Below are 23,499 nucleotides of genomic sequence, written 5' to 3'. Positions count from 1 at the left end.
GAGGTGTGGGCGGGAACGGGGGAGTTTCCGCGGGGTCACTCACCGGACCGGGTAAAGCCGGGCTGGACCGAGCCGAAGGACCCTGGACGCCGCCGGCGGTGTGCCCCGACCTTCGACAGGCGCATCCGGGCGGTGGAGGTGAGCGACGTGGCGACCAAGGCGAACGCGCAGGTCCGGCCGTGGAATCGTTGGCAGGACTGGGTGGCGCTGCTGCTGGGCGTGTACTTGCTGCTGGCCACCTTGTGGACCCGCACCAGCGGCGGCGCGGTCTCGGCGATGCTCGTGCTGGGCGTGCTGCTGGTGCTCAGCGCCGTGTGGTCGTTGGTGATGCCGGGCTCGATGACCAGCGAATACGCGCACATGGTGCTGGGCGTGCTGCTGTTCCTGTCGCCCTGGGTGCTCGGGTTCGCCGGTCTCGCGGGTGCCGCTTGGACCTGCTGGGTGGTCGGGGTGCTGGCCGTGGCGGTCGGCGCCGCCGCCCTGCCGGAGGCCGGTGCCGCGCACGGCAGCGCAGCGGCGGCCCCGCGATAGCGGGCGCGTCCGGAGGTCGCGTTCCGGCCGGTTCCGGCACCGCCGGTACGTTGCACGGAGGTGATCGACCGGCTGATCGACGCTGGAGGACGCGGTGGCATGGGCACTCGGAGCGCCGGAGCAGTCGTCGGCGTGCGGTTGCGGCCCGGCGGCGGAACCGCACGCCGAGGCTGCGGTCGCCGACGGTGCGTGCCGTTGTCCGGCACGTGAGCGGATCCTGTCCGCGGCGGGGGAGTTGTTCGCCGAGTCCGGGTTCGACGCCACCCCGACCTCGCGGATCGCCGAGCGCGCCCAGGTCCCGAAAGGACTGATCCACTACTACTTCCGCCGCAAGCAGGACCTGCTCGTCGCGCTGGTGGAGCGGCTGCCGGACGAGGAGCTGGACCCCGCGCGGATCGTGCTGGCAGGCGACGTCACCGGCAGCCTGTACCGGCTGGTGTCCGAACTGGACCGGCGGTTCGAGTCGTCGGTGCTGCTGAGCCACTTGCTCTGGCGCGAAGCGGACACGCACGCCGCGGTCCGGCGGGCGTTGCAGGAGCGGTTCGACGTCGTGGTGCGCCAGATCCGCGAAGTCATCTCGGCCGCGCTGGCGCCTGCCGCGTCGGACGGGTCTGCGGCGGGTGGCGGTGCCGAGGACGTCGACACCGCCGCGCTGCTGCTGGCCAGGGTGGTCAGCCACCGGCACGCCGTGGCCCGGCACGGGGACGAGGACGAGCTGGACCGCGAGATCTGCTTCATCGCGCGGGCGCTGGAGCGGCCCGCACCATGACGCCGAGGTGAAGCGCCGACCGGGCCTTCCCGACCGCGCCTTCCGACCGGGCCGTGACCGGAGCCGCCGCAGCCGTCAGACCGCCGGTTCCACCAGTTCGACCAGGACGCCGCCCGCGTCCTTCGGGTGCACGAAGTTGATCCGGCTGTCCTCGGTGCCCCGCCGCGGAGCGTCGTAGAGCAACCGCAACCCGCTGGCACGCAGTGCCGCGCAGGCCGCGTCCACATCGGTCACCCGGTAGGCGAGCTGTTGCAGTCCTGGACCGTTGCGGTCCAGGAACTTCCCGATCGCTGAGTCCGCCCGCAACGGCGCCAGCAGCTGGATCCGGGTGGCGCCGGCGGTGTCGCCGGGGGCGGCGAGCATCGCCTCCCGGACCCCTTGGTCCTCGTTCTGCTCGGTGTGGGTCACTTCCAGCCCGAAGGTGCTGCGCTGGAATTCGATCGCCGCGTCGAGGTCGGTGACCGCGATTCCGACGTGGTCGATCGCGGTGAGCAAGTCGTGCAGTTCGCCGTGCATGGCGGGCAGCCTAACGCGCGATGAATCCGCCGGAAGTGTGCGAAAGATGGCAGAAAAAAGTGATGGCACCCGGCTCGGATTGCTCCGGACGGCGGAGTTCGACTGACTGGGCCGACGTGAGCATGTTGCCGCTTCACGTCGAAAGGTGGCTCATGGTCGATTTCAGACTTCTGCAGCGCGAACCCGGTCGTCGCAGACGCTGGCCGCGCGCGTTCGCCGTGCTGGGCGCGGTCGCGGTGCTGTCGGCTCCGGCGAGCGCGTTCGCCGCCGGTGGCGGGCCGGTGGTTTCCGGCGGTGGCGGGCCGAATCCCGATGAGCTGCGGCTCAAGCACGAGCGCGCGTGGCTGCCCGCGGGGCCGTTGCGATTCGGCGCCGAGCCCTACTCCGCGGCCGAGTCGGCCGCCGCGGATGCCGCCGCAGCCGAGGATTGCGGGCTGAGCGCGGCCGATGCCACCAACCTCACGCTGGCCCCGACCTGGCCGGAGGTCGCGGGTTCCGGGGCCGCACCCGCCCCGATGACGTTGTCCCGCTACGACGACCAGACGGCGCTGGCCGATCCGCAGCAGCGCGCCGACGGCTTGTTCTTCAACCCCGGTGTCGGCATCTGGCAGCTCGACTCGGCAGGTCTGGGGGCGCAGGAAACCGCTGCCACCGCAGTGGATTCGCGGTCGGCGGCGAAGACGGCCGCCGCGCACGTCGTGGGTCGGTACTGCGACTCGGCCGCGGATGGTGCTTCCGCTGCGGAATCCCGTGCGGCCGCGTGGTCGGCTTGGCACGCCTGCGACGAAGGCGCGTGCGAGGACATCTACCAACGGCTCGCCACCAACGGCGTCACGAAGGTCGATTCGGTCGGCCGCTACGGCGGCGGTGAACCGCGCAAGTGCACCTTCGAGGGCGCCACCTACGACTGCCTCTACATCGATCCGCATGCTGCGGAAGGCGAAGATGCCTGGCTGTCGCCGGATTTCGGGCCGGCGCCGGTGCCCGCGCCGTTCTACGCGTTCACCTACTCCAGCGGGGGCGGCGAGTACGAGGTCCGGTACTGGCTGCAGGGTGATTCGGGAGCGGACACCGACGTATCGGCCTCCCGGAAACTGGGGACCGACGCGCGCAGCGAGCTGTCCTGGTCCGCGGAGTCCGCGCTTTGCGACACCACGGCAGGCCGCGGCAACTGCTGATCGGCAGGGGAGGGGAGCGCTGCCGCTTCCGTCCCGCATGTGCCCGAGCGCACCCCGCGAACCGGCTGGCACCGCGTGCCACGCCGGGTATGGTCCGGCCAGCCTCGGCAGGGGCATGATGGCGTCGGTGGTCGAATGGACCGGAGTCGAACGAACCGGGAGGCGGCAGTGGGCTCGTCTGTGATCGTTGCTGGAGCACGCACCCCGATGGGGCGGTTGCTCGGCTCGTTGAAGGACTTCAGCGGCGCCCAGCTCGGCGCGGTGGCGATCAGGGCCGCGCTGGAACGCGCGGGCGTGCCGCCGGAGCAGGTGCAGTACACGATCATGGGCCAGGTGCTGACCGCCGGAGCCGGGCAGATCCCGGCCCGGCAGGCCGCGGTCGGCGCCGGCATCCCGATGGACGTTCCCGCGCTGACCGTCAACAAGGTCTGCCTGTCCGGGCTGGACTCGATCGCCCTGGCCGACCAGCTGATCAGGGCGGGCGAGTTCGACGTGGTCGTCGCGGGCGGGCAGGAGTCCATGACGCAGGCCCCGCACCTGCTGACCAGCTCCCGCGAAGGCATCAAGTTCGGCGACGGCCAGCTCGTCGACCACATGTCCTTCGACGGTCTGACCTGCGCGTTCGACCAGATGGCGATGGGTGCCTCGACCGAGAAGTACAACTCCCGGCACGGCCTGACCCGCCGCGCGCAGGACGAGTTCGCCGCCCGCTCGCACCAGCGCGCCGGAGCCGCGGCCGAGCGGGGCGTGTTCGCCGAGGAGATCGCGCCGGTCAGCGTGCCGCAGCGCAAGGGCGACCCGGTCGTGGTCGACAGCGACGAAGGCATCCGGGCCGACACCACCGCGGACGGCCTCGGCAAACTGCGCCCGGCGTTCGCACCGGACGGGACGATCACCGCGGGCTCGGCCTCGCAGATCTCCGACGGCGCCGCCGCGGTCGTGGTGATGAGCAAGGCGAAGGCCGACGAGCTCGGACTGCACTGGCTGGCCGAGATCGGCGCGCACGGCGTCGTCGCCGGGCCGGACGCGAGCCTGCACGAGCAGCCGTCGAACGCGATCAAGGCCGCGCTGGCCAAGGGCGGGCAGCGCACCGCCGAGCTGGACCTCGTCGAGATCAACGAAGCGTTCGCCGCGGTCGGGCTGGTCTCCGCGCAGGCGCTCGGGCTCAGCGAGGACGCGGTGAACGTCAACGGCGGTGCCATCGCGCTCGGCCACCCCATCGGCATGTCCGGCGCCCGGCTGGCGCTGCACCTCGCGCTCGAGCTGCGGCGCCGCGGCGGCGGGCAGGGCGCGGCGGCGCTGTGCGGCGGTGGCGGCCAGGGCGACGCGCTGCTGCTGCGCGCGGCCTGACCTCGACGCACGGGGAAACCCGGAAATCACCCTGATACCACCCGGGTTCCGGGTCACCGAGGCCGATCGCCCGGAGTGCGCGCCGCTACCCTGGCGGGCATGAAATGGCTACCTGGCGGATGGCAGCGCGCGGACCGGGCGGAACGGGAATGGGCGACCGTGCCGGGCAGGACCACCGAGAAGACCACCCTGAACCAAGGCAACGCCCAGGGTGGCCCGGGGACGCGCGTCTACGGCCGGGACGAACGACCGCAGGAGCCGGCCGCGCCGATCGGGCTCGGCCCGGAGGCCCGGGACGTCGACGTTTCCGCGGGCACCTTCCGGATGCTGCTGCTCGGCGGCGGGGTGAGCGGGTTCCTCACCGTGCTGTGCGCGGCGACCCTGGTCAACCGCGGCAACACGGTCGGCATGTGGATCTGGCAGCTGGTGTTCGGGGTCGTGTTCCTGTGGTTCGCGTTCTCCGCGAGCGGGATGCTCAACAGCCGCGGCTTCCTGGTGGACCGCAGCGGCTTCTACGCGCGCACCCGCGGTGAGGTGTTCGGCGTGCCGTGGAAGGAGATCTCCGCCATCGGCATCGGCCGGCTGCCGTGGATCGAGCAGAACCGGCCGGTGCACCCGGAGCGGCGGGTAGCGCTGGAGTTCTACCCGGCCGACGCCGGATTCAGCTCCCGGCACCCGGAGCTCGAGCGCTGGCTCGTCGAGGAACCGCCGTCCGTCGCGGACACCCCGGGCGTGCGCTACCGGTTCCACCTCCCGCCGTTCAGCCGCGTGCCCCGCGCGGTGGAGCAGGCGGTGCAGACCTCGGCACCGCGCAAGTGGATCGGCCATTACCGCAGGCACCTGCCGCCCATGCCGACGAACAACGACTCGGTCCGGCGCTGAGTCCCGGGGCGGTCCCGCGGCGAGCCGCAGCGGTTCACCAGCCGAGGCTGTCGAGCGGGTCGGCCGGTTTCAGCGCCGGGTCTTCGGCACCGAACGTGCGCGCCCGCCCGCGGCCGGTGCGCGCGGTCTCGAACCGGACCGTGACCCGGCCGAGCCCGGCGCCCTGCACCCAGCCGTGCCCGTGCTCCGGGTGGAACACGTCGTCGCCCGCTCGCCACGGGCGCTGGAACAGCGGCTCGGACTCGGCCGGATGCTCGGCGGGCTCGGCGCTCGGGACGTCCGCGGGCTCGTCGGCCGGGGAGTCGAACAGCGCCTCCTGCTCCGAGGTCGCCAGGCCCGAATAGGAGATCCCGACCAGCCGCACCGGCGTGCCCGGCGGTACGGCCACCGCGGTGAGCCGCCGCGCGGCCGCGCTGAACGAGGCCAGGTCCGAGGTCGCGGACGCGAACGTCTCCGCCCGGCTGATCGTGGTGAAGTCCGCGTCGCGCACCTTCAGCGTCACCGTCCGCGCCGCCCGCCCGGACGACACCAGCCTGCGGTGCGCCGATTCGGCCATGCCCGCCACCTCGGCGGCCAGCCGCGCCGGTTCGGTGATGTCCACGTCGAACGTGGTCTCCGCGCTGACCTGCTTGGCCTCGGCGCGTTCGGCCACCGGGTGGTCGTCGATGCCGTGCGCCAGGCGGTGCAGTTCGGCGCCGTGCGCCTGCCCGAGCAGCGAAGTGACGTCGCCGGGCTGCATCGCCGCGAGCTCACCGATGCTGTAAACGCCGATGCGGTGCAGCTTCGACTCGGTGACCGGTCCGACGCCCCACAACTTGCGCACCGGCAGCCCGGTGAGCAGCTCGACCTCCTGCTCGGGTGGGACCACCAGCGCCCCGTCCGGCTTCGCCAGCCCGGACGAGATCTTGGCGAGCTGCTTGCCGGAGCCCGCTCCCACCGAGGCGGCCACTCCGACCTCCCGCAGCACCCGCGCGCGCAGGTCCGCCGCGTACTGCTCGACGTGCTCGACCGAGGCGCCCGCCAGCTCCGCCGGTTCCAGGAACGCCTCGTCGATCGAGACCTGCCCCACCACGTCGGAGAGCTCCCGCACGATCTCGAACACCCGGCGGCTCACCGCCTGGTACACCCGCCCGCGCGGCGGCAGCACCACCGCGACCGGGCAGCGCCGCCGCGCCTCGGCCATCGGCATCGCCGAACGGGCCCCGTACTCGCGGGCCTGGTAGCTGGCGCCCGCGACGGTGCCGCGCGGGCCGAGCCCGCCGACCAGCACCGCGCGGCCGGCGACGGTGGGGCGGGCGAGCTGCTCGACGGACGCGAAGAACGCGTCCATGTCCATGTGCAGCACCCATCTCGGCATGGGGTTCATTGAACGAGAAGGCACCGACAAGCACCACGACCGCACCCGCGGCGGGGCGTGTTCAGCGCAGTCGGGAGTGCGCGTAGGCGGTCATGGCGTCGCGCAGGTACGCGGCCAGCCCGGCCGGTTTCTTGCGCTCGATGCGCTTGCGGAACTTCGGCTGGCTCACGTACATCGCGGCCAACCGCAGGTAGGAGTCGCGGTCCGGAGCCCAGAACCGGCAGATCCAGCGGTAGTGCTCGCCCGCGACCTGCTGCACCCGCGGATCCTCGCCGGGCACGCCCGCGAGGAAGAGCTCGGTGAGCCGCGCGCTGATCCGGTTCCATTCCTCGCCGATCGCCTCGGCGTTGTTGCCGTCGGCGTTGGCGGGCAGGTCGAAGCGGTCGGTGCGTTCCGGGTCGAGGTGGCCGATCAGGGCGGTGCCCACCTCGGCGGCTTCGGCGCGGTCCAGCGCCGGGACCGTGCTCGCGTCGTCCGGCGGAGTCGAGTCGTGCAGGTGGTTCGGCACCGCGTCCCTTCCTGAGTCCGCGCGGCGACCCCCGCCGCGCCTCCGGCTTTCCCGCGTGGGCACGGTAGCTGAGCGCACCGGGCGCGTGGGCGGTTTCGCGCTCGCCGGGGCGGGCCGTCAGTCCTGCCGCTCGGAATCTTCCGGTTCGGACTCGGACGCTGTTTGCTCGGGCGCGGCCTGCTGATTCCGCGGGGAGAGGAAGACGACGCCGCGCTCCAGATCCAGCGGACCGCCGGGATCGTGCTCGCGTCCCGGCGAGCCGCCGTCGCCTTCGTGCTTGAGCTTGCGGCCCGGGAAGAGTTCACCGTAGGAAGCCATGCCCCCAGCGTAGATATCCGCGGACCGGCGTTGTGGCGCGACGAGCCGGGCGGACCGGATCGCCGCGCCGGATCAGAACAGCGCGCCTGCCAGCGCGCGGCGGCCCTTCGCGACCCGCTCGTCGCCATCGGGGAACAGCTCGAACATGCCGACCAGGTACTCCCGCACCCGGTTGCGCTCGTCGCCGGAGGTGCGCTTGACGGTGCGCACCAGCCGGTCGAACGCCTCCTCGACCCGCTGCGCGGCCAGTTCCGCGTCGGCAGCGGCGAGCTGGGCGTCGATGTCGTCCGGCGCGTTGTCGGCGCGTTCGATCGAGGCCGGGTCGGCGTTCTCCGCGCGGGCGCTGAAGCGCACCTGGGCGAGTGCGGCCTTGGCCTGCTCGTTGTCCGGTTCGGCGTCCAGGATCTGCTGGTACGCGGTTTCGGCCGCGGCGAAGTCGCCCGCTTCCAGCGCCTGCTCGGCCGCGGTGAAGCGCGGGTCCTCGGGCTCTTCGGCGGGTTCCTCGTCGTCGCCGCCGCCCTGCTCGGCCGCCGCGATGCCGGGCAACCGCTCCCGCAGCGCGTCGAGCAGCGCGTCGATCCATTGCCGCAGCTGGGGTTCGGGCTGCGCACCTTGGAACGCTTCGACCGGCTGGCCGCCGGCGATCGCGATCACCATGGGGATCGACTGCACCTGGAACAGCTGCGCGATCCGCGGGTTGTTGTCCACATCGACCTTGGCCAGCACCCAGCTGCCGCCGCCTTCGGCGGCGAGCTTCTCCAGCACCGGGGACAGCTGCTTGCAGGGGCCGCACCAGTCCGCCCAGAGGTCGACGACCACGGGCACCTGCATCGAGCGGTCGACGACCTCGGACTGGAAGTTGGCTTCGGTGACGTCGATGACCGTCGTGGCCGCGCCGCCCTGCGCTGCTGCGGAACCGCCGGGAGCCGAGCCGCCTGCAGCCGACGACTGGGCGTTCTCCGCCTTGTTCTTGAGCGAGGACAGGTCGACTGCGCCTGCCATCGCGGCGGACATTCCTGAGTTCTGGCGTGGATCTGGCCTCGTCACATCCCCATCCTGACACGGAGCGCCACGCGCACGGTGCGTGGGCAGGTGTTTCCCGGCGGCGACGGTCCGTGTTGCGGCGGTGTACGCGGCGCGGCGTCCGCGCTCGCGACTTTTGTCCCTCGAACGACTGGATGCAACCACTCGTTCGTATGACGGTATGCGTGTGTCTCTCAGGTTTTCCGGGAGTGATCGCCGAAGGTGCCACCGAGCCGCGCGGGATCTTGTTCCGGCGCGGGCTCGCTGACAGGGGCCGGCAAGCGGCCGGCCCGCTGCCAAGAAGTTCGACTGAGAGGTACAGAAAGTGCGCATTGCAACCCGCGTCGCCGGCGCCGCCGGCCTCGCCGCCTTCGGCATGGTCTCCCTCGGCGCGACCGCGTTCGCCGACAGCACCGGCAACGAAGGCGTCAACCTGGGCAACGGCAACAACGTGAGCGCGGCCCCGATCCAGGCGTGCGGGACCAACGCCGCCGTGCTCGGTGCCGTCGTCCCGGTGCTCTCGCCGCAGCCGAGCCACTGCGTCAACGCTCCGCTGACCGACCACCCCTCGGCCGAGGGCTGAGCTCGATCGGTTGCGTCCGGCCGGGGATTCCACCGGGAGTCCCCGGCCGGGCTCGGTCACCCTTCGCCGAGATGCTCCTCGACCCGCCGGACCTTCTGCTCCAACTGCCCGGTGTGCCCGGGCCGGATGTCGGCCTTGACGACCAGGCTGGTGCGCGGCGAGCGGGACGAAACCGCCTCCGTCGCCCGCTTGACCACGTCCATCACCTCGTCCCACTCGCCTTCGACGGTGGTGAACATCGAGGTCGTCTCGTGCGGCAGGCCGGACTCGCGCACCACGCGCACCGCCGCCGCGACCGCTTCGCTGACGCTGTCGTCGTCGCCTGCACCGGTCGGTGCCACGCTGAACGCCACCAGCATTCGTCCTCCAACCCTCGCGGAAACCTTCCGCCGCGATCATGCGCGGAACCCGGGCCGGTGCGCTCGCCGGTCGCGGCAACCTCGAAGGAGTTCCCGGGCCGCATCCGGCCCGCTGCTAGCGTCGGCGGCATGAGCGCCCGTGGTCCGCTGCCCTTCGACCCCATCGCACGTGCGGCCGAGCTCTGGTCGGAGCGGGTCGGCCCGTCCACGACGATGGCCGCGGTGACCAGCGTGATGCGGGTCCAGCAGATCCTGCAATCCGCGGTCGACAACGCGCTGCGGCCGCACAACCTGACCTTCGCCCGCTACGAAGCGCTGGTCCTGCTGACCTTCTCGCGGCGCGGCAGCCTGCCGATGCGGGTGATGGGGGACCGGCTGCAGCTGCACCCGACCAGCGTCACCAACATCGTCGACCGCCTGGAGCACGACAAGCTGGTGCGCCGGGTGCCGCACCCCACCGACCGCCGCACCACGCTGGTCGAGATCACCGACGACGGCCGGGACTTGATGAAGCGCGCCACCGAGTCGGTCAACGAGGTCGAATTCGGGATGGTCGGGGTGACCGAGCGGCAGACCCAGCAGCTCACCGAGCTCCTCGGCAAGGTCCGGCACGCTGCAGGGGACTTCTGAGGAGCTGGGTTCGATCTTGTTGCGCGGGGGTCACTGCTCAGCGGCTTCGCCGCTGACACGACCACGACAACCGGTCCGGACTGCCAAGTTCAACAGAGGTTCTGGGTCCGTGGTGCCGCGGCGGCCGCGGCTCAGTTGAGGGTTCGCAGCACGTGACCGACGTGGCCCCAGAAGGTCGGCTCCGTCGACTCGCGCGTGGTCAGCAGGCCGCGGCGATGCGTCCAGCGCTCGAACGCGACCGACGCCAGCGGCGGCACGGAAGCGATCAGTCCGAGCACCAGCGTCCGGAACGGCCAGCGCAGCGGGCTGAACACGACCAGGCAAGTCACCACGTAAGCGGTGAACACCAGGCCGTGCACCCAGCCGAGGACCGTCACGCCCTCGGGCAGCCCGAAGCCGTACTTGAACAGCATCGCGATCAGCAGGCCCGCCCAGGAGAACGCCTCGGCGACCGCGACGAAGCGGAACCAGCTTCCGTAGGTGCGCACCTGCCACCGCCTTTCGCGCCCGGAGGCGCCGTCCGATCCGTGCTGGGAGCCGGGTGAGCCGACTCGGCGCCGTCGTCACGGCTGCGAGCAGTTCCCCGAGTTGGTGCCGCCTTCGACGAGCAGTCCGGACCAGGCCCCACTTGCTACGAGTGTGCAGCGTGTGCGCGCTCACACTGCTTCGGGCTCCGGCTCTTCGCCGGTCGTGCGGTCCGGTGCCGAACCGCGGCACCGGCCGTCAGCCGCGCGCGTTCACGAACTCGCGGAGCAGCGCGTTGAACTCGTTCGGCCGCTCGCGGTTCGGCCAGTGCCCCGCCCCTTGGACCACCCGCAGTTGCGCGTCCGCGATGCCTGCGGCCGCCGTCTGCGAGGACGACAACGGCACCGACCGGTCCCGCTCGCCGTGCACCAGCATCACCGGACAGCCGATCTGGTCCAGGTGCGGCAGGTGGTTCACCCGCATGGATCGGCGGGCCACCGAGTCCCGCTGCCAGTCGGAGAACAGCGAGCCCCGCTGGCGCGCTTCGGCGATGACCTCGTCGACGATGCTCTCCATGTCCTGCGGTTGGTCGGCGAACAGCTGCTTGGCCAGCACCCGGCGCACCGTTGCGCGCCTGGTGGCCAGCAGGTTCTTGGTCCCGCGGTCCAGGAACCGCACGCGCGTGGCGAGGTACTTCAGCGCGTGGTTCTGCAGCTTGGGCACCAGCCCGCCGGAGCTGACCAGGACCATCCCGCGCACCCGGCGCGGATGCCGCAGCGTGAAACCGGTGGCGATGCTGCCGCCCATGGACAACCCCACCAGCATCGTGTCCCGCACGTTCCACGCGTCCAGCAGCCAGCGCAGCACCTCTTCGAATGTGCGCTGGTTCGCCCGGCCGTGCCACGGCTGACTGCCGCCCTGGCCGGGCAGGTCGGGAACGTAGACGCGGTGGTCGGCGGCCAGCACCGGGATCGCGTGCCGCCAGCTCAGCATCGCGTTGTCCAGTCCGGCGCCGTGCAGCAGCACGATCGCCGGTCCCGCGGAGCCCGCCCGGTAGTAGCGGATCTTGCCTGCGGGGAACTCCACGTGGTCGACCTCGACACCCTGCGGCGGGGCGGTCATCTCTCACTCCTCGACTGCTGGCTTGCTGCGGCGGGCGGACCCGGATGCGCGAATCGGACGTTCACTCGCCTGAGACGTTCCGCGGCACGGTCGCGTTGCGGTGCGGTTCTCGGCGACGGCGGTGCCGGGCCGCGAGCGGTGCCTGCGGCGCCCCGCGCCGATGGCGAGCGCATCCTTTCGATCTTGCATCGCCGCGCGGGTGTTACTCGGCAGGATATGCCCGCAGCGCATCGGCGTGGCACCGCCCGCAGCCCGGCGCGGCGGGCGTGCCAGGATCGACCGGGTGAGCACCGTGCATGACTGCAACCGCCCGGACGGCCGGGAGGCCGGCCTGACCGCCGCCGCGAACGCGGTGCGAGCAGGCGGACTCGTCGTCCTGCCCACCGACACCGTTTACGGCATCGGCGCCGACGCGTTCGACACCGAAGCCGTCGGCTCGCTGCTGACCGCGAAGGGACGCGGCCGCGACATGCCGGTGCCGGTCCTGGTCGGCTCCTGGAACACCGTGGACGGCCTGGTCATGTCGGTGTCCCGGCAGGCTCGCGCGCTGATCGAGGCGTTCTGGCCCGGCGGGCTGTCCCTGGTGCTGCCGCAGGCCCCGTCGCTGGCCTGGGACCTGGGCAACACGCGGGGAACGGTGAACCTGCGGATGCCGCTGCACCCGGTGGCGCTGGACCTGCTGCGCGAGGTCGGCCCGATGGCGGTGTCCAGCGCGAACCGCAGCGGCCAGCCGCCCGCGGCCACCGCGCAGGAAGCGCGGGACCAGCTGGGCGAGTCGGTGGACGTCTACCTCGACGGCGGCCCGTCCGGCGAGCCGGTCGCCTCCACGATCGTCGACCTCACCCAGTCGCAGCCGCGGGTGCTGCGGGAGGGGGAGATCAGCCGCGACCAGCTCGCCGAGGTGCTGGGCGTGGAGGTCGAACCCGCGCAGTGAGCCCGGTGCGCGGATCCAGTGCCATGCGGGCGAAAGGCCCCCGCGCCGGTTCCTCGCGTCCGAAGTGGATCGATCTTCGCTGATCCGGACCGGTGCTCGCGGCGCGTCCGAGTGCCGATAGCGTTGGTGCTGGATGCGCAACGTGCCACGCGATGAGGAGCACCGAGCTTGAACACGCCGTTCCGGGGGCTGAAGACCGACCGGGCCGCCGGCCCGCGCGGGTAGCACCGCCATGGACAATTCGACGCTCTGGGCTCCCGCCGGCCTGCCCGCGCGGGAGTACCTGTTGGTGCTGCTCACCGCGGCGGCGGTGACCTTCCTGCTGACCGGCTTGGTGCGGCTGCTGGCGATCCGCGTGGGGGCGGTCGCCTACCCGCGCAAGCGGGACGTGCACCTGACGCCGATCCCGCGGATGGGCGGGGTCGCGATGTTCGGCGGAGTGCTGGCCGCGATGTTCCTGGCCAGCAACCTGCCCGCGCTCTCACGCGGTTTCGACTTCTCCAAGGACGCGGTCGCCGCGCTGCTGGCGGGCGGGGTCATCGTGCTGGTCGGCGCGCTGGACGACCGCTTCGAGCTGGACTCGCTGACCAAGCTGGCCGGGCAGGTCACCGCGGCCGGGATCCTGGTGCTGTTCGGCGTGCAGTGGTTCGGCTTCTGGGTGCCGTGGGGCGGCACCGAGGGGCACATCGGGCAGCTGATGGTGCTCAACAGCAACCAGGGGCAGCTGCTCACGGTGCTGCTGGTCGTCACGATGATCAACGCGATGAACTTCGTGGACGGCCTGGACGGCCTGGCCTCCGGGATCGGCCTGATCGCCGCGAGCGCGACCTGCGCGTTCTGCCTGAGCCTGCTGCAGCAGCACGGCGGCGACGTCACCGCCTACCCGCCCGCGCTGATCGCCGCCTCGATCGCCGGGGCGTGCATGGGGTTCCTGCCGTTCAACTTCCAGCCCGCGCGGATCTTCATGGGCGACTCCGGATCGATGCTGATCGGGCTGATGCTGGCGACGGCGAGCACTTCGGCCTCCGGCAAGGCCGATTACGCCGGTTTCGGCGGCAAGGACGCGCTCGCGCTGCTGTCCCCGCTGCTGGTGCTGGCCGCCGTGCTGTTCGTGCCGCTGCTCGACCTGATCATGGCGGTGGTGCGGCGCACCCGCGCGGGCAAGAGCCCGTTCCACGCGGACAAGATGCACCTGCACCACCGGCTGCTGGAGATCGGGCACTCGCAGCGCCGGGCGGTGCTGCTCATCTACCTGTGGGCGGCGGTGCTGGCCTTCGGCGCGGTGTCGTTGACGCTGTTCAGCGCCGCGGTCGTGGCATGGGTGGTCGGATTGGGCGTGTTGTCGGCCGCTATCATTTCCGCAATCCCGAGAATGGCCGAACGGTGGCGATCCGATCGAGGGGCCTGATGAGCGAGACGACCGACCAGCGCGCCGACGGCGCCGATGCGGGCAACCCGCACGCCGCGACGGTGCGCAAGCTGGCCGACGCCATGCTGCGGACCGCGGTGTGGCCGGGCGTGGTGGTCGTGCTGCTCGGGATCCTGGTCTCCGGCTTGCTGGCAGGGCTGCCGGGTGTGTTCGGCGCGCTGGTCGGCGGAGTGGTGGCGTTCGGGTCGTCGCTGCTCACGATCGGCCTGATGCGCTGGACCGGCGGGCTGCACCCGATGTTCGTCATGGTCGCCGCGCTCGGCGGCTACATGGGGAAGATGCTGGTGCTGCTGGTCGTGATGACGTTGCTCGGCGGAGTCGAGGGCCTGCACTCCTACGCGCTGGCGTTCACCATGCTGGCCACGATCATCGTGTGGGCCGCTTCCGAGGTCGTCGCGTTCCGGAAAACCAAGATCCCGGTCGTCGTTCCTGGTCAATGACGGTCTCGGCGGTGCTTCGCGGGTAGTGCCGGAGATGGGGTTACCCGCTGGTATCGTCCGGTTCGACCTGGTCGCCCTGGTGCGGAGGGTGATCACCTGACACCGATCGTGCACATGTCGCGTGTGACGGGGTCGACTTAGGTGTCAGATCGCGTATCAGGTACGTTAAGTGCAAATCATGACGATTCGCCCGACGGTGTGAACCGCGGGAGAACCGGAAGGAGCCCTGTTGGGCGCGCTGGTGCTGGCCCAAGGCGGAAAGTTTCAACCGCCGGGCGCGGAAGCTTTCGACCTCCCGCCGATCTTCGGCGGCGTCACCAAGCCGATGATCCTGATCGTACTCTCCGTACTGATCATCGGCGTCTACTTCCTGGTTGCCACCCGCAACCTGAAGCTGGTGCCGGGCAAAGGCCAGTTCGTCGCCGAGTTCCTCTACGAGTTCAGCCGGAACAACATCGCGCGGGACCAGATCGGCGCCAAGGAGTTCCGCCGGTTCGTACCGCTGATCTTCGCGCTGTTCACGTTCGTGCTGGTGAACAACATCTTCGGGATCATCCCGCTCATCCAGTTCCCCACCATGTCGCGCATCGGCTTCCCGGTGGCGCTGTTCCTGGTGGCGTACGTGGTCATCCACACGGTCGGTTTCGCCAGGCACGGGTTCCTCGGCTACTTCAAGCACGTCATGTTCCCCCCGGGCGTGCCCAAGCCGATCTACGTGCTGCTCGCACCGATCGAGTTCTTCCAGAAGTTCATCGCCCAGCCGGTCGCGCTGGCCATCCGGGTGTTCGCCGCGATGTTCGCCGGGCACCTGATCCTGATGGTGTTCGCCCTGGGCGGGGAGTACCTGCTCGTTGAGGCGGGTGCGGCGTTCAAGCCGGTCTCGATCGTCGCCTTCGCCTTCGCCATTGCCTTGACGTTCGTCGAAGCCCTGATCCAAGTGCTGCAGGCGTACATCTTCGCGTTGCTGACCGCCAACTTCATCGGCAGCGCGCTCGCCCAGGAGCACTGAGAGCAAGACCAAGACCTCCGATCCGCGCATGAGCGCGGACCGAGTTGAAAGGTAGTGAAAGTGAGCAACATCGTTCTTGCGCAGGCCGCCGAAGCCGCGACGAACATGAACCCCGGTCTCGCCGCCATCGGCTACGGCCTGGGCGCCATCGGCCCCGGCGTCGGCGTCGGCCTGATCTGGGCCGCGGTCATCAACGGCACCGCCCGCCAGCCGGAGGCCCAGGGTCAGCTGCAGGGCATCGCGTGGATCTCGTTCGTGCTGGTCGAGGTGCTCGCCCTGATCGGCCTGGTCATCTACTTCATCGCCTCCAACGCGTGACAATCCGGCACTGAAGCGTAGGGAGACGTCATGGTGAAGACGCAGACGTTGCTGGCCGCGGGCGGCCACAACCCGGTCCTCCCTGCTCCGACCGAGATCGTCGTCGGGCTGATCGCCTTCCTGATCCTGCTGTTCGTGCTCTGGAAGTACGCCGTTCCGCGCTTCGAGAAGGTCTACGCGGAACGCAGCGAGCGGATCGAAGGCGGCATCGCCCGCGCCGAGCAGGCGCAGGCGGAGGCTCAGCGGACGTTGGAGCAGTACAAGTCGCAGCTCGCCGAGGCTCGTGCCGAGGCGGCCCGGATCCGGGACGACGCGCGGGCCGAGGGCCAGCAGATCGTCGAGGAGATGCGGGCTCAGGCGCAGACGGAGTCCGAGCGGATCGTCACGCAGGGCCAGAACCAGCTCGCCGCGCAGCGTTCGCAGATCATCGCGGAGCTGCGTTCCGACCTCGGACGGCAGGCGGTCGACCTGGCGGGACGTATCGTCGGGGAGTCCCTGGAGGACGAAACCCGGCAGCGCGGCACCGTGGACCGGTTCCTCGACGAGCTGGAGTCCACCTCCGCACCGTCCGGTTCGGCACCGTCCGGCAGGTAGGCAGGGGTGCGAGGAGCACGCACATGATGTGGTCACCGGAAGTGCCCCGAGAGCGAAAGGCCCTGGAGAGTTGAGCACCCTCGTGAACGCCGCGAGCCGCGACGCGCTGGCAGCCACCGAGCTGCAGCTGTTGCAGGCCACCGACGGGGCCGGGGCCGCGGAGATCACCGGTCTGGCCGACGAGCTGTTCGGCGTGGCCGCGTTGCTGGGTCGCGAGTCGACCCTGCGCCGCGCGCTGGCCGACGCCTCGACCGCGCCCGGGACCAGGGAGGACCTGGTCAAGGACCTGCTGGCGGGCAAGCTCGGCCAGCGGTCGCTGCCGGTGGTGACCGAGGCCGTCCGCGCCCGGTGGTCCAGCGCCAAGGACCTGGTCCGCGGCCTGGAACGGCTGGCGCGGGTGGCGCTGCTGGTGCAGGCCGAGCGGGCCGGTCGGCTGGATGCCGTCGAGGACGAGCTGTTCCGGCTGGGCCGGATCATCGGTGCGGACCTGCCGCTGGAACGGCTGCTGGCCGACCCGGCCGGTTCCCCGGAGGGCAAGGCGGTCGTGGTCGACGACCTGCTCGGCGGCAAGGTCGAGCCGGTCACCCAGACGCTGGTGCGCCAGCTCGTGGAACACCCGCGGGGCGGGCGGATCAGCGAGGGCCTGGAAGAGCTCGCGGAACTCTCGGCCAAGCGCCGGGAGCGGTCGGTGGCGCACGTGCGGTCGGCCGTGGCGCTTTCCGACGAGCAGCAGCAGCGGCTCGCAGCCACCTTGCAGCGGATCTACTCGCGGCCCATCGCGGTCCACCTGGAAGTGGATCCGGACGTGGTCGGCGGCCTGCTGATCCGGATCGGTGACGAGGTCATCGACGGCACCATCGCGGGCCGCTTGCAGTCCCTTCGGCGCGACCTGGCCGACTAGCGGCGAGGCGCAGCCGGCGAAGAACTTCCTCCCAGAGAACGAACCGAGAGCAGGAACGAGACATGGCGGAGCTGACGATCTCGTCGGACGAGATCCGCAGTGCGATCGAGAAGTACGTCTCCAGCTACTCCCCGGAGGTCAGCCGCGAGGAGGTCGGGGTCGTCACCGATACCGGTGACGGCATCGCCCATGTCGAGGGCCTGCCTTCGGTCATGACCGAGGAGCTGCTGGAGTTCCCCGGCGGCATCTACGGCGTCGCGATGAACCTGGAAGCCCAGGAGATCGGCGCGGTGATCCTCGGTGAGTCGGAGAGCATCGAGGAGGGCCAGGAGGTCCGGCGCACCGGCAAGGTGCTGTCCATCCCGGTCGGCGACGGCTTCCTCGGCCGCGTGGTGAACCCGCTGGGCGACCCGATCGACGGGCTCGGCGAGGTCAAGCCGGACGCCCAGCGCCAGCTGGAGCTGCAGGCCGCCTCGGTGGTCCAGCGCCAGGAAGTGCGCGAGCCGATGCAGACCGGCATCAAGGCGATCGACTCGATGACCCCGATCGGCCGCGGCCAGCGGCAGCTGCTGATCGGCGACCGCAAGACCGGCAAGACCACGGTCGCGATCGACACGATCATCAACCAGAAGAGCAACTGGGAAAGCGGCGACCCCGAGAAGCAGGTGCACTGCATCTACGTCGCGATCGGCCAGAAGGGCTCCACGATCGCCGGCGTGAAGCGGCAGCTGGACGAGTCGGGCGCCTCGGCCTACACGACCGTCGTCGCCGCCCCGGCCTCGGACTCGCCGGGTCTGAAGTGGCTGGCGCCCTACGCGGGCTCCGCGCTCGGCCAGCACTGGATGTACCAGGGCAAGCACGTCCTGATCGTGTTCGACGACCTCACCAAGCAGGCCGAGGCCTACCGCGCGATCTCGCTGCTGCTGCGCCGCCCGCCGGGCCGCGAGGCGTACCCGGGCGACGTGTTCTACCTGCACTCCCGGCTGCTGGAGCGCTGCGCGAAGCTCTCCAGCGACATGGGCGGCGGTTCGATGACCGGGCTGCCGATCATCGAGACCAAGGCCAACGACGTGTCGGCCTACATTCCGACCAACGTCATCTCCATCACCGACGGCCAGTGCTTCCTGCAGTCGGACCTGTTCAACTCCGGTCAGCGCCCCGCGATCGACGTCGGCATCTCGGTGTCCCGCGTCGGCGGTTCCGCGCAGATCAAGGCGATGAAGAACGTCACCGGCTCGCTGAAGATCGACCTGGCGCAGTTCCGCGAGCTGGAGGCGTTCTCCGCGTTCGCCTCCGACCTCGACGCGGCGTCCAAGGCGCAGCTCGACCGCGGTGCCCGCCTGATGGAGATCCTCAAGCAGGGCCAGGGCGAGCCGATGCCGGTCGAGGAAGAGGTCGTCTCGCTGTTCCTCGGCACCCAGGGCCACGTGGACACGGTGCCGGCGGCCGACGTGCAGCGCTTCGAGAACGAGTTCCTCGCCTACCTGCGCCGCACCCACGAGTCGGTGCTCAAGGACATCGTGGAGTCCAAGAAGTTCTCCGACGACGGCCAGCAGATCGTCGTGGACGCGGTCGAGGAGTTCAAGAAGCAGTTCACCGCCGCCGACGGTTCCGCGGTCACCGCGGAGGCCGAGGCCGACGCGATGGACGCGAACGCGGTGGGCCAGGAAACCGTCCAGGTCAACAAGCCCGCCCCGAAGAAGTGACCGGGTAGCTCATGGCGCAACTGCGAGAACTGCGAGACCGGATCCGGTCGGTCAAGTCGATCCGGAAGATCACCAAGGCGCAGGAACTGATCGCCACCTCCCGCATCACGCGGGCGCGGGCCCGGGTGGACGCTTCGCGGCCGTACGCGGCCGAGATCACCAAGGCCGTGTCCGAACTGGCCGGGGCGAGCACGCTGGACCACCCGCTGCTGGTCGAGCGCAGCGAACCGAAGCGGGCCGCGGTGCTCGTGGTCACCAGTGACGGCGGTCAGTGCGGCGGCTACAACGCCAACGTGCTGCGCGCGGCCGAGGAGCTGCAGAGCCTCCTGCGGGAGCAGGGCAAGACCCCGGTGCTGTACGTGATCGGCCGCAAGGGCGACGCGTACTACCGGTTCCGGCAGCGGGAGATCGCGGGCAGCTGGGCGGGCTTCGCCGAGAAGCCTGCCTACTCGGACGCGGCCGACGTCGGGGAGACGCTGGTCAGGGCGTTCCTGGCGGGCTCGGGCGACTCCCCGGACGGCGACGGCGGCGCGCCGGGTGTGGACGAGCTGCACCTGGTGCACACCGAGTTCGTGTCCATGCTGACCCAGAAGCCGACGGTCACCCGGATCGCTCCGCTGGAGGTCGAGTACTCCGAGGACCCGAAGAAGCCGCGGTCGGTCTACGACTTCGAGCCGGACGCGGACACGTTGTTCAAGGCGCTGCTGCCGAAGTACATCAACACCCGGCTGTTCGCCGGGCTGCTGGATGCGGCGGCTTCGGTCTACGCGGCCCGGCGCACCGCGATGAAGGCCGCCACGGACAACGCGGACGAACTGATCCGCAACCTCAGCCGGGAGGCCAACCAGGCCCGGCAGGCCCAGATCACCCAGGAAATCAGCGAGATCGTCGGTGGTGTCGAGGCGCTCTCGTCAGCAGGAAGTGAGTGACATGACTGCGACTGCCACTAGCACGGCTACTGGCACCGGCCGCGTCGTCCGGGTCCTCGGCCCGGTCGTGGACGTCGAGTTCCCGCGCGACCAGGTGCCCGACCTGAACAACGCGCTCACCGTGGACATCACCGCGGAGGGCATGGCCAAGACGCTGACGCTGGAGGTCGCCCAGCACCTCGGCGACAGCGTCGTGCGAACCATTTCGATGCAGCCGACCCAGGGCCTGGTGCGGGGCGTGACGGTGGCCGACTCGGGCGCGGGCATCTCGGTGCCGGTGGGCGATGTCGTCAAGGGCCACGTGTTCAACGCCCTCGGCCACTGCCTGGACGAGCCCGGCTACGGCGCGGACGCCGAGCGCTGGACGATCCACCGGAACCCGCCGGCGTTCGACCAGCTCGAAGGCAAGACCGAGGTGCTGGAGACCGGCATCAAGGTGATCGACCTGCTCACCCCGTACGTGCAGGGTGGCAAGATCGGCCTGTTCGGCGGTGCCGGTGTCGGCAAGACCGTGCTCATCCAGGAGATGATCCGCCGCGTCGCGAAGAACTTCGGCGGCACCTCGGTGTTCGCCGGTGTCGGCGAGCGCACCCGTGAGGGCAACGACCTCTGGGTGGAGATGAGCGAGTCCGGCGTGCTGGCGGACACCGCGCTGGTCTTCGGCCAGATGGACGAGCCGCCGGGGACCCGTATGCGGGTGGCCCTGTCGGCGCTGACCATGGCGGAGTACTTCCGCGACGTCCAGAACCAGGACGTGCTGCTGTTCATCGACAACATCTTCCGGTTCACCCAGGCCGGCCAGGAGGTCTCCACCCTGCTGGGCCGGATGCCTTCCGCGGTGGGCTACCAGCCGACGCTGGCCGACGAGATGGGTGAGCTGCAGGAGCGGATCACCTCCACCCGCGGCAACTCGATCACCTCGATGCAGGCGATCTACGTGCCCGCGGACGACTACACCGACCCGGCGCCGGCGACCACGTTCGCGCACTTGGACGCGACCACGGAGCTGTCCCGCCCGATTTCCCAGATGGGCATCTACCCGGCGGTGGACCCGCTGACCTCCAGCTCCAACGTGCTGGACCCGGCGATCGTCGGGGACGAGCACTACCGGGTGGCCCAGGAGGTCAAGCGGATCCTGCAGAAGTACAAGGAGCTGCAGGACATCATCGCCATCCTCGGTATGGACGAACTGTCCGAAGAGGACAAGGTGACGGTGCAGCGGGCGCGGCGCATCCAGCGCTACCTGTCGCAGAACTTCTACGTGGCCAAGCAGTTCACCGGCCAGGAGGGCTCCTTCGTGCCGGTGAAGGAGACCATCGAGGCGTTCGACAAGCTCTGCAAGGGCGACTTCGACCACTACCCGGAGCAGGCGTTCCTGTCCATCGGTGGTCTGGAGGACCTCGAGCAGGCCAACAAGAAGCTCACCGAGAAGTGAGTCCGGTCCCCGCCGCGACCGCGGTCGGCGGCGGGGATCTTCCGGCGGCAGCGGGTCGGGGTCCTCGTCGGATCCCGACCTTTTGCTGACGCCGGAGTGCTTCGGCGATCGGGCCGCGAGGCCGTGCTGCCCCGGTTCGCGCGCTGGTGAAACAAACCGGAAGTCGTTCGCGATCGACCGGGTGTGCTCGCCCGGTGGCGGCCCGCACCGCGGATCGCCCCTGTTCGGCCCTTCGGAGAACACCCGTCCGCCGCCCGCTAGACTGCGGGCGGTACACCTGACGAAGGAGACGCGCGTGGCCAACATGTCCGTCCAACTGGTCGCCGTGGAGCGCCGCCTGTGGTCCGGTGAAGCGACCGCGGTGGTGGCCCAGACGACCGAGGGTGAGATCGGCATCCTGCCGAACCACGAGCCGATGCTCGGCCAGCTGGTGGAGGGCGGCGTCGTCAAGATCACGACGTCCGACCAGGACACGGTGACCGCAGCGGTGCAGGGCGGGTTCCTGTCCGTGACCGCCGACGGGGTGAGTGTGCTGGCGGAGTCCGCGGAACTGGCCCAGGAGGTCGACGTCGCGCGTGCCCGCGAAGAGGCCAAGGGCGACGACGAAGAGGCCAAGACCAGGGCGCTGAGCCGACTGCGCGCGGCGGGGCACTCCGCCTGACGGGCCGCTGCAGATGGGCTCCGCGGGCGTGTGGTCTCTGGCCGGTGCAGGGCTGGTACTGCTCCTGCTGGTGGTCGGCCTGAGCGCGTTGTTCATCGCGCGGCGGCGGATCCTCCAGCTGCGCGCGGGCGGGATCGACGTGGCGCTGCGCACGCGCACCGGTGAAGGAGCCCGCGGTTGGCACCTCGGCGTCGCCCAGTACCGCGGTGAGGAGTTCACCTGGTACCGGGTGCTGAGCCTGCGCTCCGGTCCGAACTGGATGATCAACCGTGGGGACGTGGAGATCACCGCGCGGCGGGAGCCGTCGCTGGCCGAGTCCTACACGTTGCCGCAGGCGTCGACGGTGCTGCACCTGACGCGGCAGAACGGGCTGGAGCTCGAGGTGGCGATGGGTGCCGACGCGCTCACCGGATTCCTGTCCTGGCTGGAGTCCGCACCGCCCGGCCATTCGGTGCCCTGGGCTTCCTGAACAGGTACCGCGTTCGCGACGCGCCTCGGTGAACCGGGGCGCGTTTTTCGTGGCCTGGACCGCCGCAAAGTTGCTGGCGCTGGAGTCCGCCGCCGGGCGAGACTGGGCCGCGTGCAGGACGCATCAACTGAGCAGCGAGCGTTGTCCATCACCCCGGAGCCGATCGACGGCGCGGACGCCACGGTGGCATTGCAGTGCTACATCGACGAGCTGCGCGAACGGTTCCCGGCCGGTTTCGATCCGGGCAGGGCCGCACCGCCCGCGCCCGGTGACTTCGATCCGCCGCGCGGTTGCTTCCTGCTGGTCCGCGACGGCGATGGACGGGTGAGCGGGTGCGGCGCGGTGCGTGCCGAGCACGGCATCGCGGAGATCCGCCGGATGTGGATCTCCCCGGCCTTGCGGGGGTTGGGCGCGGGCCGGCGGTTGCTGCGGGAGCTGGAGCAGCGCGCCCGCGATCTCGGTTGCCGCACCGTCCGGTTGGACACCGCTGCGGAGCTGAGCGAAGCCAGGGGGCTGTACAGCTCGGCGGGCTACGCGGAGATCCCCGCCTACAACGACAACGAATACGCCCGCCACTGGTTCGAGAAAGCCCTCGATTGACCGCACGTAAGCTGGTCGGGGTGCGGATCGAGGAAGTGGGCTACGGGCACCCGGACGCGCAACGGCTGGTCGCCGAACTCCAGCAGGAGTACGTGGTCCGGTACGGCGGGCCGGACGGCGACCTCGTCGAGGCCGCGCAGTTCCAGGCGCCGAACGGCGCTTTCCTGGTCGGGTACCGCGAGGGCCGGGCGGTGGCATCGGGGGCGTGGCGGACGGTCGACGCAGACGGCCTGCGGGGTGCGGAGCTGAAGCGGATGTACGTGCCGCCGGACGCGCGCGGGCACGGGCTGTCCCGGCTGATGCTCGCCGAGCTGGAAAAGCGTGCCGCCGCGGCCGGGCACGTCCGAATCCTGCTGGAGACGGGCGTGCACCAGCCGGAGGCCATCGCGTTGTACCGCTCCGCCGGTTACGTCCCGATTCCGCCGTACGGGCATTACGGCGACGACCCGTCGGCGCTGTTTTTCACCAAGACGCTCTGAACGG

29 protein-coding genes are annotated in these 23,499 nt (G+C 70.6%); 21 read left to right on the top strand and 8 right to left on the bottom strand.

What is annotated here, in order from left to right; genetic code table 11:
- The first annotated feature begins 147 nt into the window (after nt 1–147).
- Both V1457_RS02260 and V1457_RS02255 read left to right on the top strand, forming a co-directional pair.
- Complete coding sequence (locus V1457_RS02260) at nt 148–531, top strand: SPW repeat protein (RefSeq protein WP_338599666.1); 384 nt, start codon at nt 148–150, stop codon at nt 529–531.
- Between the two features lie 214 nt (nt 532–745).
- A complete protein-coding gene (locus V1457_RS02255; RefSeq protein ID WP_307850045.1) occupies nt 746–1,300 on the top strand; it encodes a helix-turn-helix domain-containing protein in 555 nt (184 codons plus the stop codon).
- 75 nt (nt 1,301–1,375) lie between these two features.
- On the opposite strand, the gene mce is transcribed toward V1457_RS02255, so the two are convergent.
- On the bottom strand, nt 1,376–1,816 hold the full coding sequence (gene mce, locus V1457_RS02250) for a methylmalonyl-CoA epimerase (protein ID WP_295148673.1): 441 nt from the start codon (nt 1,814–1,816) through the stop codon (nt 1,376–1,378).
- Nucleotides 1,817–1,968: 152 nt separating this feature from the next.
- Between mce and V1457_RS02245 the strand changes: the two genes are divergently transcribed.
- The 3 genes from V1457_RS02245 (at nt 1,969) to V1457_RS02235 (ending at nt 5,226) form a co-directional block, all read left to right on the top strand.
- On the top strand, nt 1,969–2,994 hold the full coding sequence (locus V1457_RS02245; RefSeq protein ID WP_338599664.1) for a hypothetical protein: 1,026 nt from the start codon (nt 1,969–1,971) through the stop codon (nt 2,992–2,994).
- Between the two features lie 168 nt (nt 2,995–3,162).
- Nucleotides 3,163–4,344, top strand: a complete 1,182-nt coding sequence (locus V1457_RS02240) for an acetyl-CoA C-acetyltransferase (RefSeq protein WP_200070320.1) — start codon at nt 3,163–3,165, stop codon at nt 4,342–4,344.
- A 99-nt stretch (nt 4,345–4,443) separates the two neighbouring features.
- On the top strand, nt 4,444–5,226 hold the full coding sequence (locus V1457_RS02235) for a hypothetical protein (RefSeq protein WP_295149499.1): 783 nt from the start codon (nt 4,444–4,446) through the stop codon (nt 5,224–5,226).
- Between the two features lie 34 nt (nt 5,227–5,260).
- Here the strand turns inward: V1457_RS02235 and V1457_RS02230 are convergent, their stop codons facing one another.
- The 4 genes from V1457_RS02230 to V1457_RS02215 all read right to left on the bottom strand — a co-directional run bounded on the left by V1457_RS02230 (nt 5,261) and on the right by V1457_RS02215 (nt 8,411).
- A complete protein-coding gene (locus tag V1457_RS02230) occupies nt 5,261–6,583 on the bottom strand; it encodes a DNA polymerase IV (protein ID WP_200070318.1) in 1,323 nt (440 codons plus the stop codon).
- Between the two features lie 61 nt (nt 6,584–6,644).
- Entirely contained in the window at nt 6,645–7,091 is a 447-nt protein-coding gene (locus tag V1457_RS02225; RefSeq protein WP_295145946.1) for a TipAS antibiotic-recognition domain-containing protein, read from the bottom strand.
- Between the two features lie 117 nt (nt 7,092–7,208).
- A complete protein-coding gene (locus V1457_RS02220; RefSeq protein ID WP_338599659.1) occupies nt 7,209–7,409 on the bottom strand; it encodes a hypothetical protein in 201 nt (66 codons plus the stop codon).
- Nucleotides 7,410–7,481: 72 nt separating this feature from the next.
- Entirely contained in the window at nt 7,482–8,411 is a 930-nt protein-coding gene (locus tag V1457_RS02215; protein WP_338599656.1) for a tetratricopeptide repeat protein, read from the bottom strand.
- 346 nt (nt 8,412–8,757) lie between these two features.
- Here V1457_RS02215 and V1457_RS02210 point away from each other — a divergent pair, with 346 nt between their 5' ends.
- The gene (locus V1457_RS02210) at nt 8,758–9,015 is read left to right on the top strand and encodes a hypothetical protein (RefSeq protein WP_295145952.1); all 258 of its coding nucleotides are present in this window, start codon (nt 8,758–8,760) and stop codon (nt 9,013–9,015) included.
- A 56-nt stretch (nt 9,016–9,071) separates the two neighbouring features.
- On the opposite strand, the gene V1457_RS02205 is transcribed toward V1457_RS02210, so the two are convergent.
- Nucleotides 9,072–9,374, bottom strand: a complete 303-nt coding sequence (locus V1457_RS02205; protein WP_295145954.1) for an MTH1187 family thiamine-binding protein — start codon at nt 9,372–9,374, stop codon at nt 9,072–9,074.
- 129 nt (nt 9,375–9,503) lie between these two features.
- Between V1457_RS02205 and V1457_RS02200 the strand changes: the two genes are divergently transcribed.
- Nucleotides 9,504–10,004, top strand: coding sequence for a MarR family winged helix-turn-helix transcriptional regulator (locus tag V1457_RS02200; RefSeq protein WP_200070314.1), 501 nt, complete (start codon nt 9,504–9,506; stop codon nt 10,002–10,004).
- A gap of 131 nt (nt 10,005–10,135) precedes the next feature.
- On the opposite strand, the gene V1457_RS02195 is transcribed toward V1457_RS02200, so the two are convergent.
- Both V1457_RS02195 and V1457_RS02190 read right to left on the bottom strand, forming a co-directional pair.
- A complete protein-coding gene (locus V1457_RS02195; protein WP_338599650.1) occupies nt 10,136–10,492 on the bottom strand; it encodes a DUF3817 domain-containing protein in 357 nt (118 codons plus the stop codon).
- A gap of 235 nt (nt 10,493–10,727) precedes the next feature.
- Nucleotides 10,728–11,591: an alpha/beta fold hydrolase gene (locus tag V1457_RS02190; RefSeq protein ID WP_200070312.1), complete on the bottom strand. Its 864-nt coding sequence runs from the start codon at nt 11,589–11,591 to the stop codon at nt 10,728–10,730.
- Between the two features lie 283 nt (nt 11,592–11,874).
- On the opposite strand from V1457_RS02190, the gene V1457_RS02185 reads away from it, so the two are divergent.
- The 14 genes from V1457_RS02185 to V1457_RS02120 all read left to right on the top strand — a co-directional run bounded on the left by V1457_RS02185 (nt 11,875) and on the right by V1457_RS02120 (nt 23,495).
- Nucleotides 11,875–12,525 (top strand): L-threonylcarbamoyladenylate synthase, encoded by a 651-nt coding sequence (locus V1457_RS02185; RefSeq protein WP_200070311.1) that lies wholly within the window; start codon nt 11,875–11,877, stop codon nt 12,523–12,525.
- Nucleotides 12,526–12,757: 232 nt separating this feature from the next.
- Nucleotides 12,758–13,933, top strand: a complete 1,176-nt coding sequence (locus tag V1457_RS02180; protein ID WP_200070310.1) for a glycosyltransferase family 4 protein — start codon at nt 12,758–12,760, stop codon at nt 13,931–13,933.
- Nucleotides 13,933–14,394 carry a hypothetical protein gene (locus V1457_RS02175; protein WP_200070309.1) on the top strand — a complete coding sequence of 154 codons (462 nt, stop codon included), beginning with the start codon at nt 13,933–13,935 and terminating at the stop codon, nt 14,392–14,394. The genes V1457_RS02180 and V1457_RS02175 overlap by 1 nt, the downstream gene beginning before the upstream one ends.
- Nucleotides 14,395–14,623: 229 nt before the next feature.
- A complete protein-coding gene (atpB, locus tag V1457_RS02170) occupies nt 14,624–15,403 on the top strand; it encodes a F0F1 ATP synthase subunit A (protein WP_200070308.1) in 780 nt (259 codons plus the stop codon).
- Between the two features lie 60 nt (nt 15,404–15,463).
- Nucleotides 15,464–15,721, top strand: coding sequence for an ATP F0F1 synthase subunit C (locus tag V1457_RS02165; RefSeq protein ID WP_295148891.1), 258 nt, complete (start codon nt 15,464–15,466; stop codon nt 15,719–15,721).
- A 30-nt stretch (nt 15,722–15,751) separates the two neighbouring features.
- A complete protein-coding gene (locus V1457_RS02160; RefSeq protein WP_200070307.1) occupies nt 15,752–16,315 on the top strand; it encodes a F0F1 ATP synthase subunit B in 564 nt (187 codons plus the stop codon).
- Nucleotides 16,316–16,385: 70 nt separating this feature from the next.
- Nucleotides 16,386–17,216, top strand: coding sequence for a F0F1 ATP synthase subunit delta (locus V1457_RS02155; RefSeq protein WP_338599643.1), 831 nt, complete (start codon nt 16,386–16,388; stop codon nt 17,214–17,216).
- Nucleotides 17,217–17,278: 62 nt separating this feature from the next.
- Nucleotides 17,279–18,922, top strand: coding sequence for a F0F1 ATP synthase subunit alpha (atpA, locus tag V1457_RS02150; protein WP_338599640.1), 1,644 nt, complete (start codon nt 17,279–17,281; stop codon nt 18,920–18,922).
- An 11-nt stretch (nt 18,923–18,933) separates the two neighbouring features.
- Nucleotides 18,934–19,851 carry a F0F1 ATP synthase subunit gamma gene (locus V1457_RS02145; protein ID WP_200070304.1) on the top strand — a complete coding sequence of 306 codons (918 nt, stop codon included), beginning with the start codon at nt 18,934–18,936 and terminating at the stop codon, nt 19,849–19,851.
- Nucleotide 19,852: 1 nt separating this feature from the next.
- Nucleotides 19,853–21,286 carry a F0F1 ATP synthase subunit beta gene (gene atpD / locus V1457_RS02140; RefSeq protein ID WP_200070303.1) on the top strand — a complete coding sequence of 478 codons (1,434 nt, stop codon included), beginning with the start codon at nt 19,853–19,855 and terminating at the stop codon, nt 21,284–21,286.
- Between the two features lie 295 nt (nt 21,287–21,581).
- Complete coding sequence (locus V1457_RS02135; protein ID WP_200070302.1) at nt 21,582–21,947, top strand: F0F1 ATP synthase subunit epsilon; 366 nt, start codon at nt 21,582–21,584, stop codon at nt 21,945–21,947.
- Nucleotides 21,948–21,960: 13 nt separating this feature from the next.
- On the top strand, nt 21,961–22,416 hold the full coding sequence (locus V1457_RS02130) for a DUF2550 domain-containing protein (RefSeq protein WP_200070301.1): 456 nt from the start codon (nt 21,961–21,963) through the stop codon (nt 22,414–22,416).
- Nucleotides 22,417–22,527: 111 nt separating this feature from the next.
- Entirely contained in the window at nt 22,528–23,016 is a 489-nt protein-coding gene (locus tag V1457_RS02125; RefSeq protein WP_338599630.1) for a GNAT family N-acetyltransferase, read from the top strand.
- Entirely contained in the window at nt 23,013–23,495 is a 483-nt protein-coding gene (locus V1457_RS02120; RefSeq protein WP_338599627.1) for a GNAT family N-acetyltransferase, read from the top strand. Before V1457_RS02125 ends, V1457_RS02120 begins: the two co-directional genes overlap by 4 nt.
- Nucleotides 23,496–23,499 lie beyond the last annotated feature (4 nt).

The sequence above is a fragment of the Saccharopolyspora sp. SCSIO 74807 genome, from assembly GCF_037023755.1.
GTDB classification, from domain to species: domain Bacteria; phylum Actinomycetota; class Actinomycetes; order Mycobacteriales; family Pseudonocardiaceae; genus Saccharopolyspora_C; species Saccharopolyspora_C galaxeae.
This window is presented reverse-complemented; position numbering and strand designations above follow the sequence as displayed.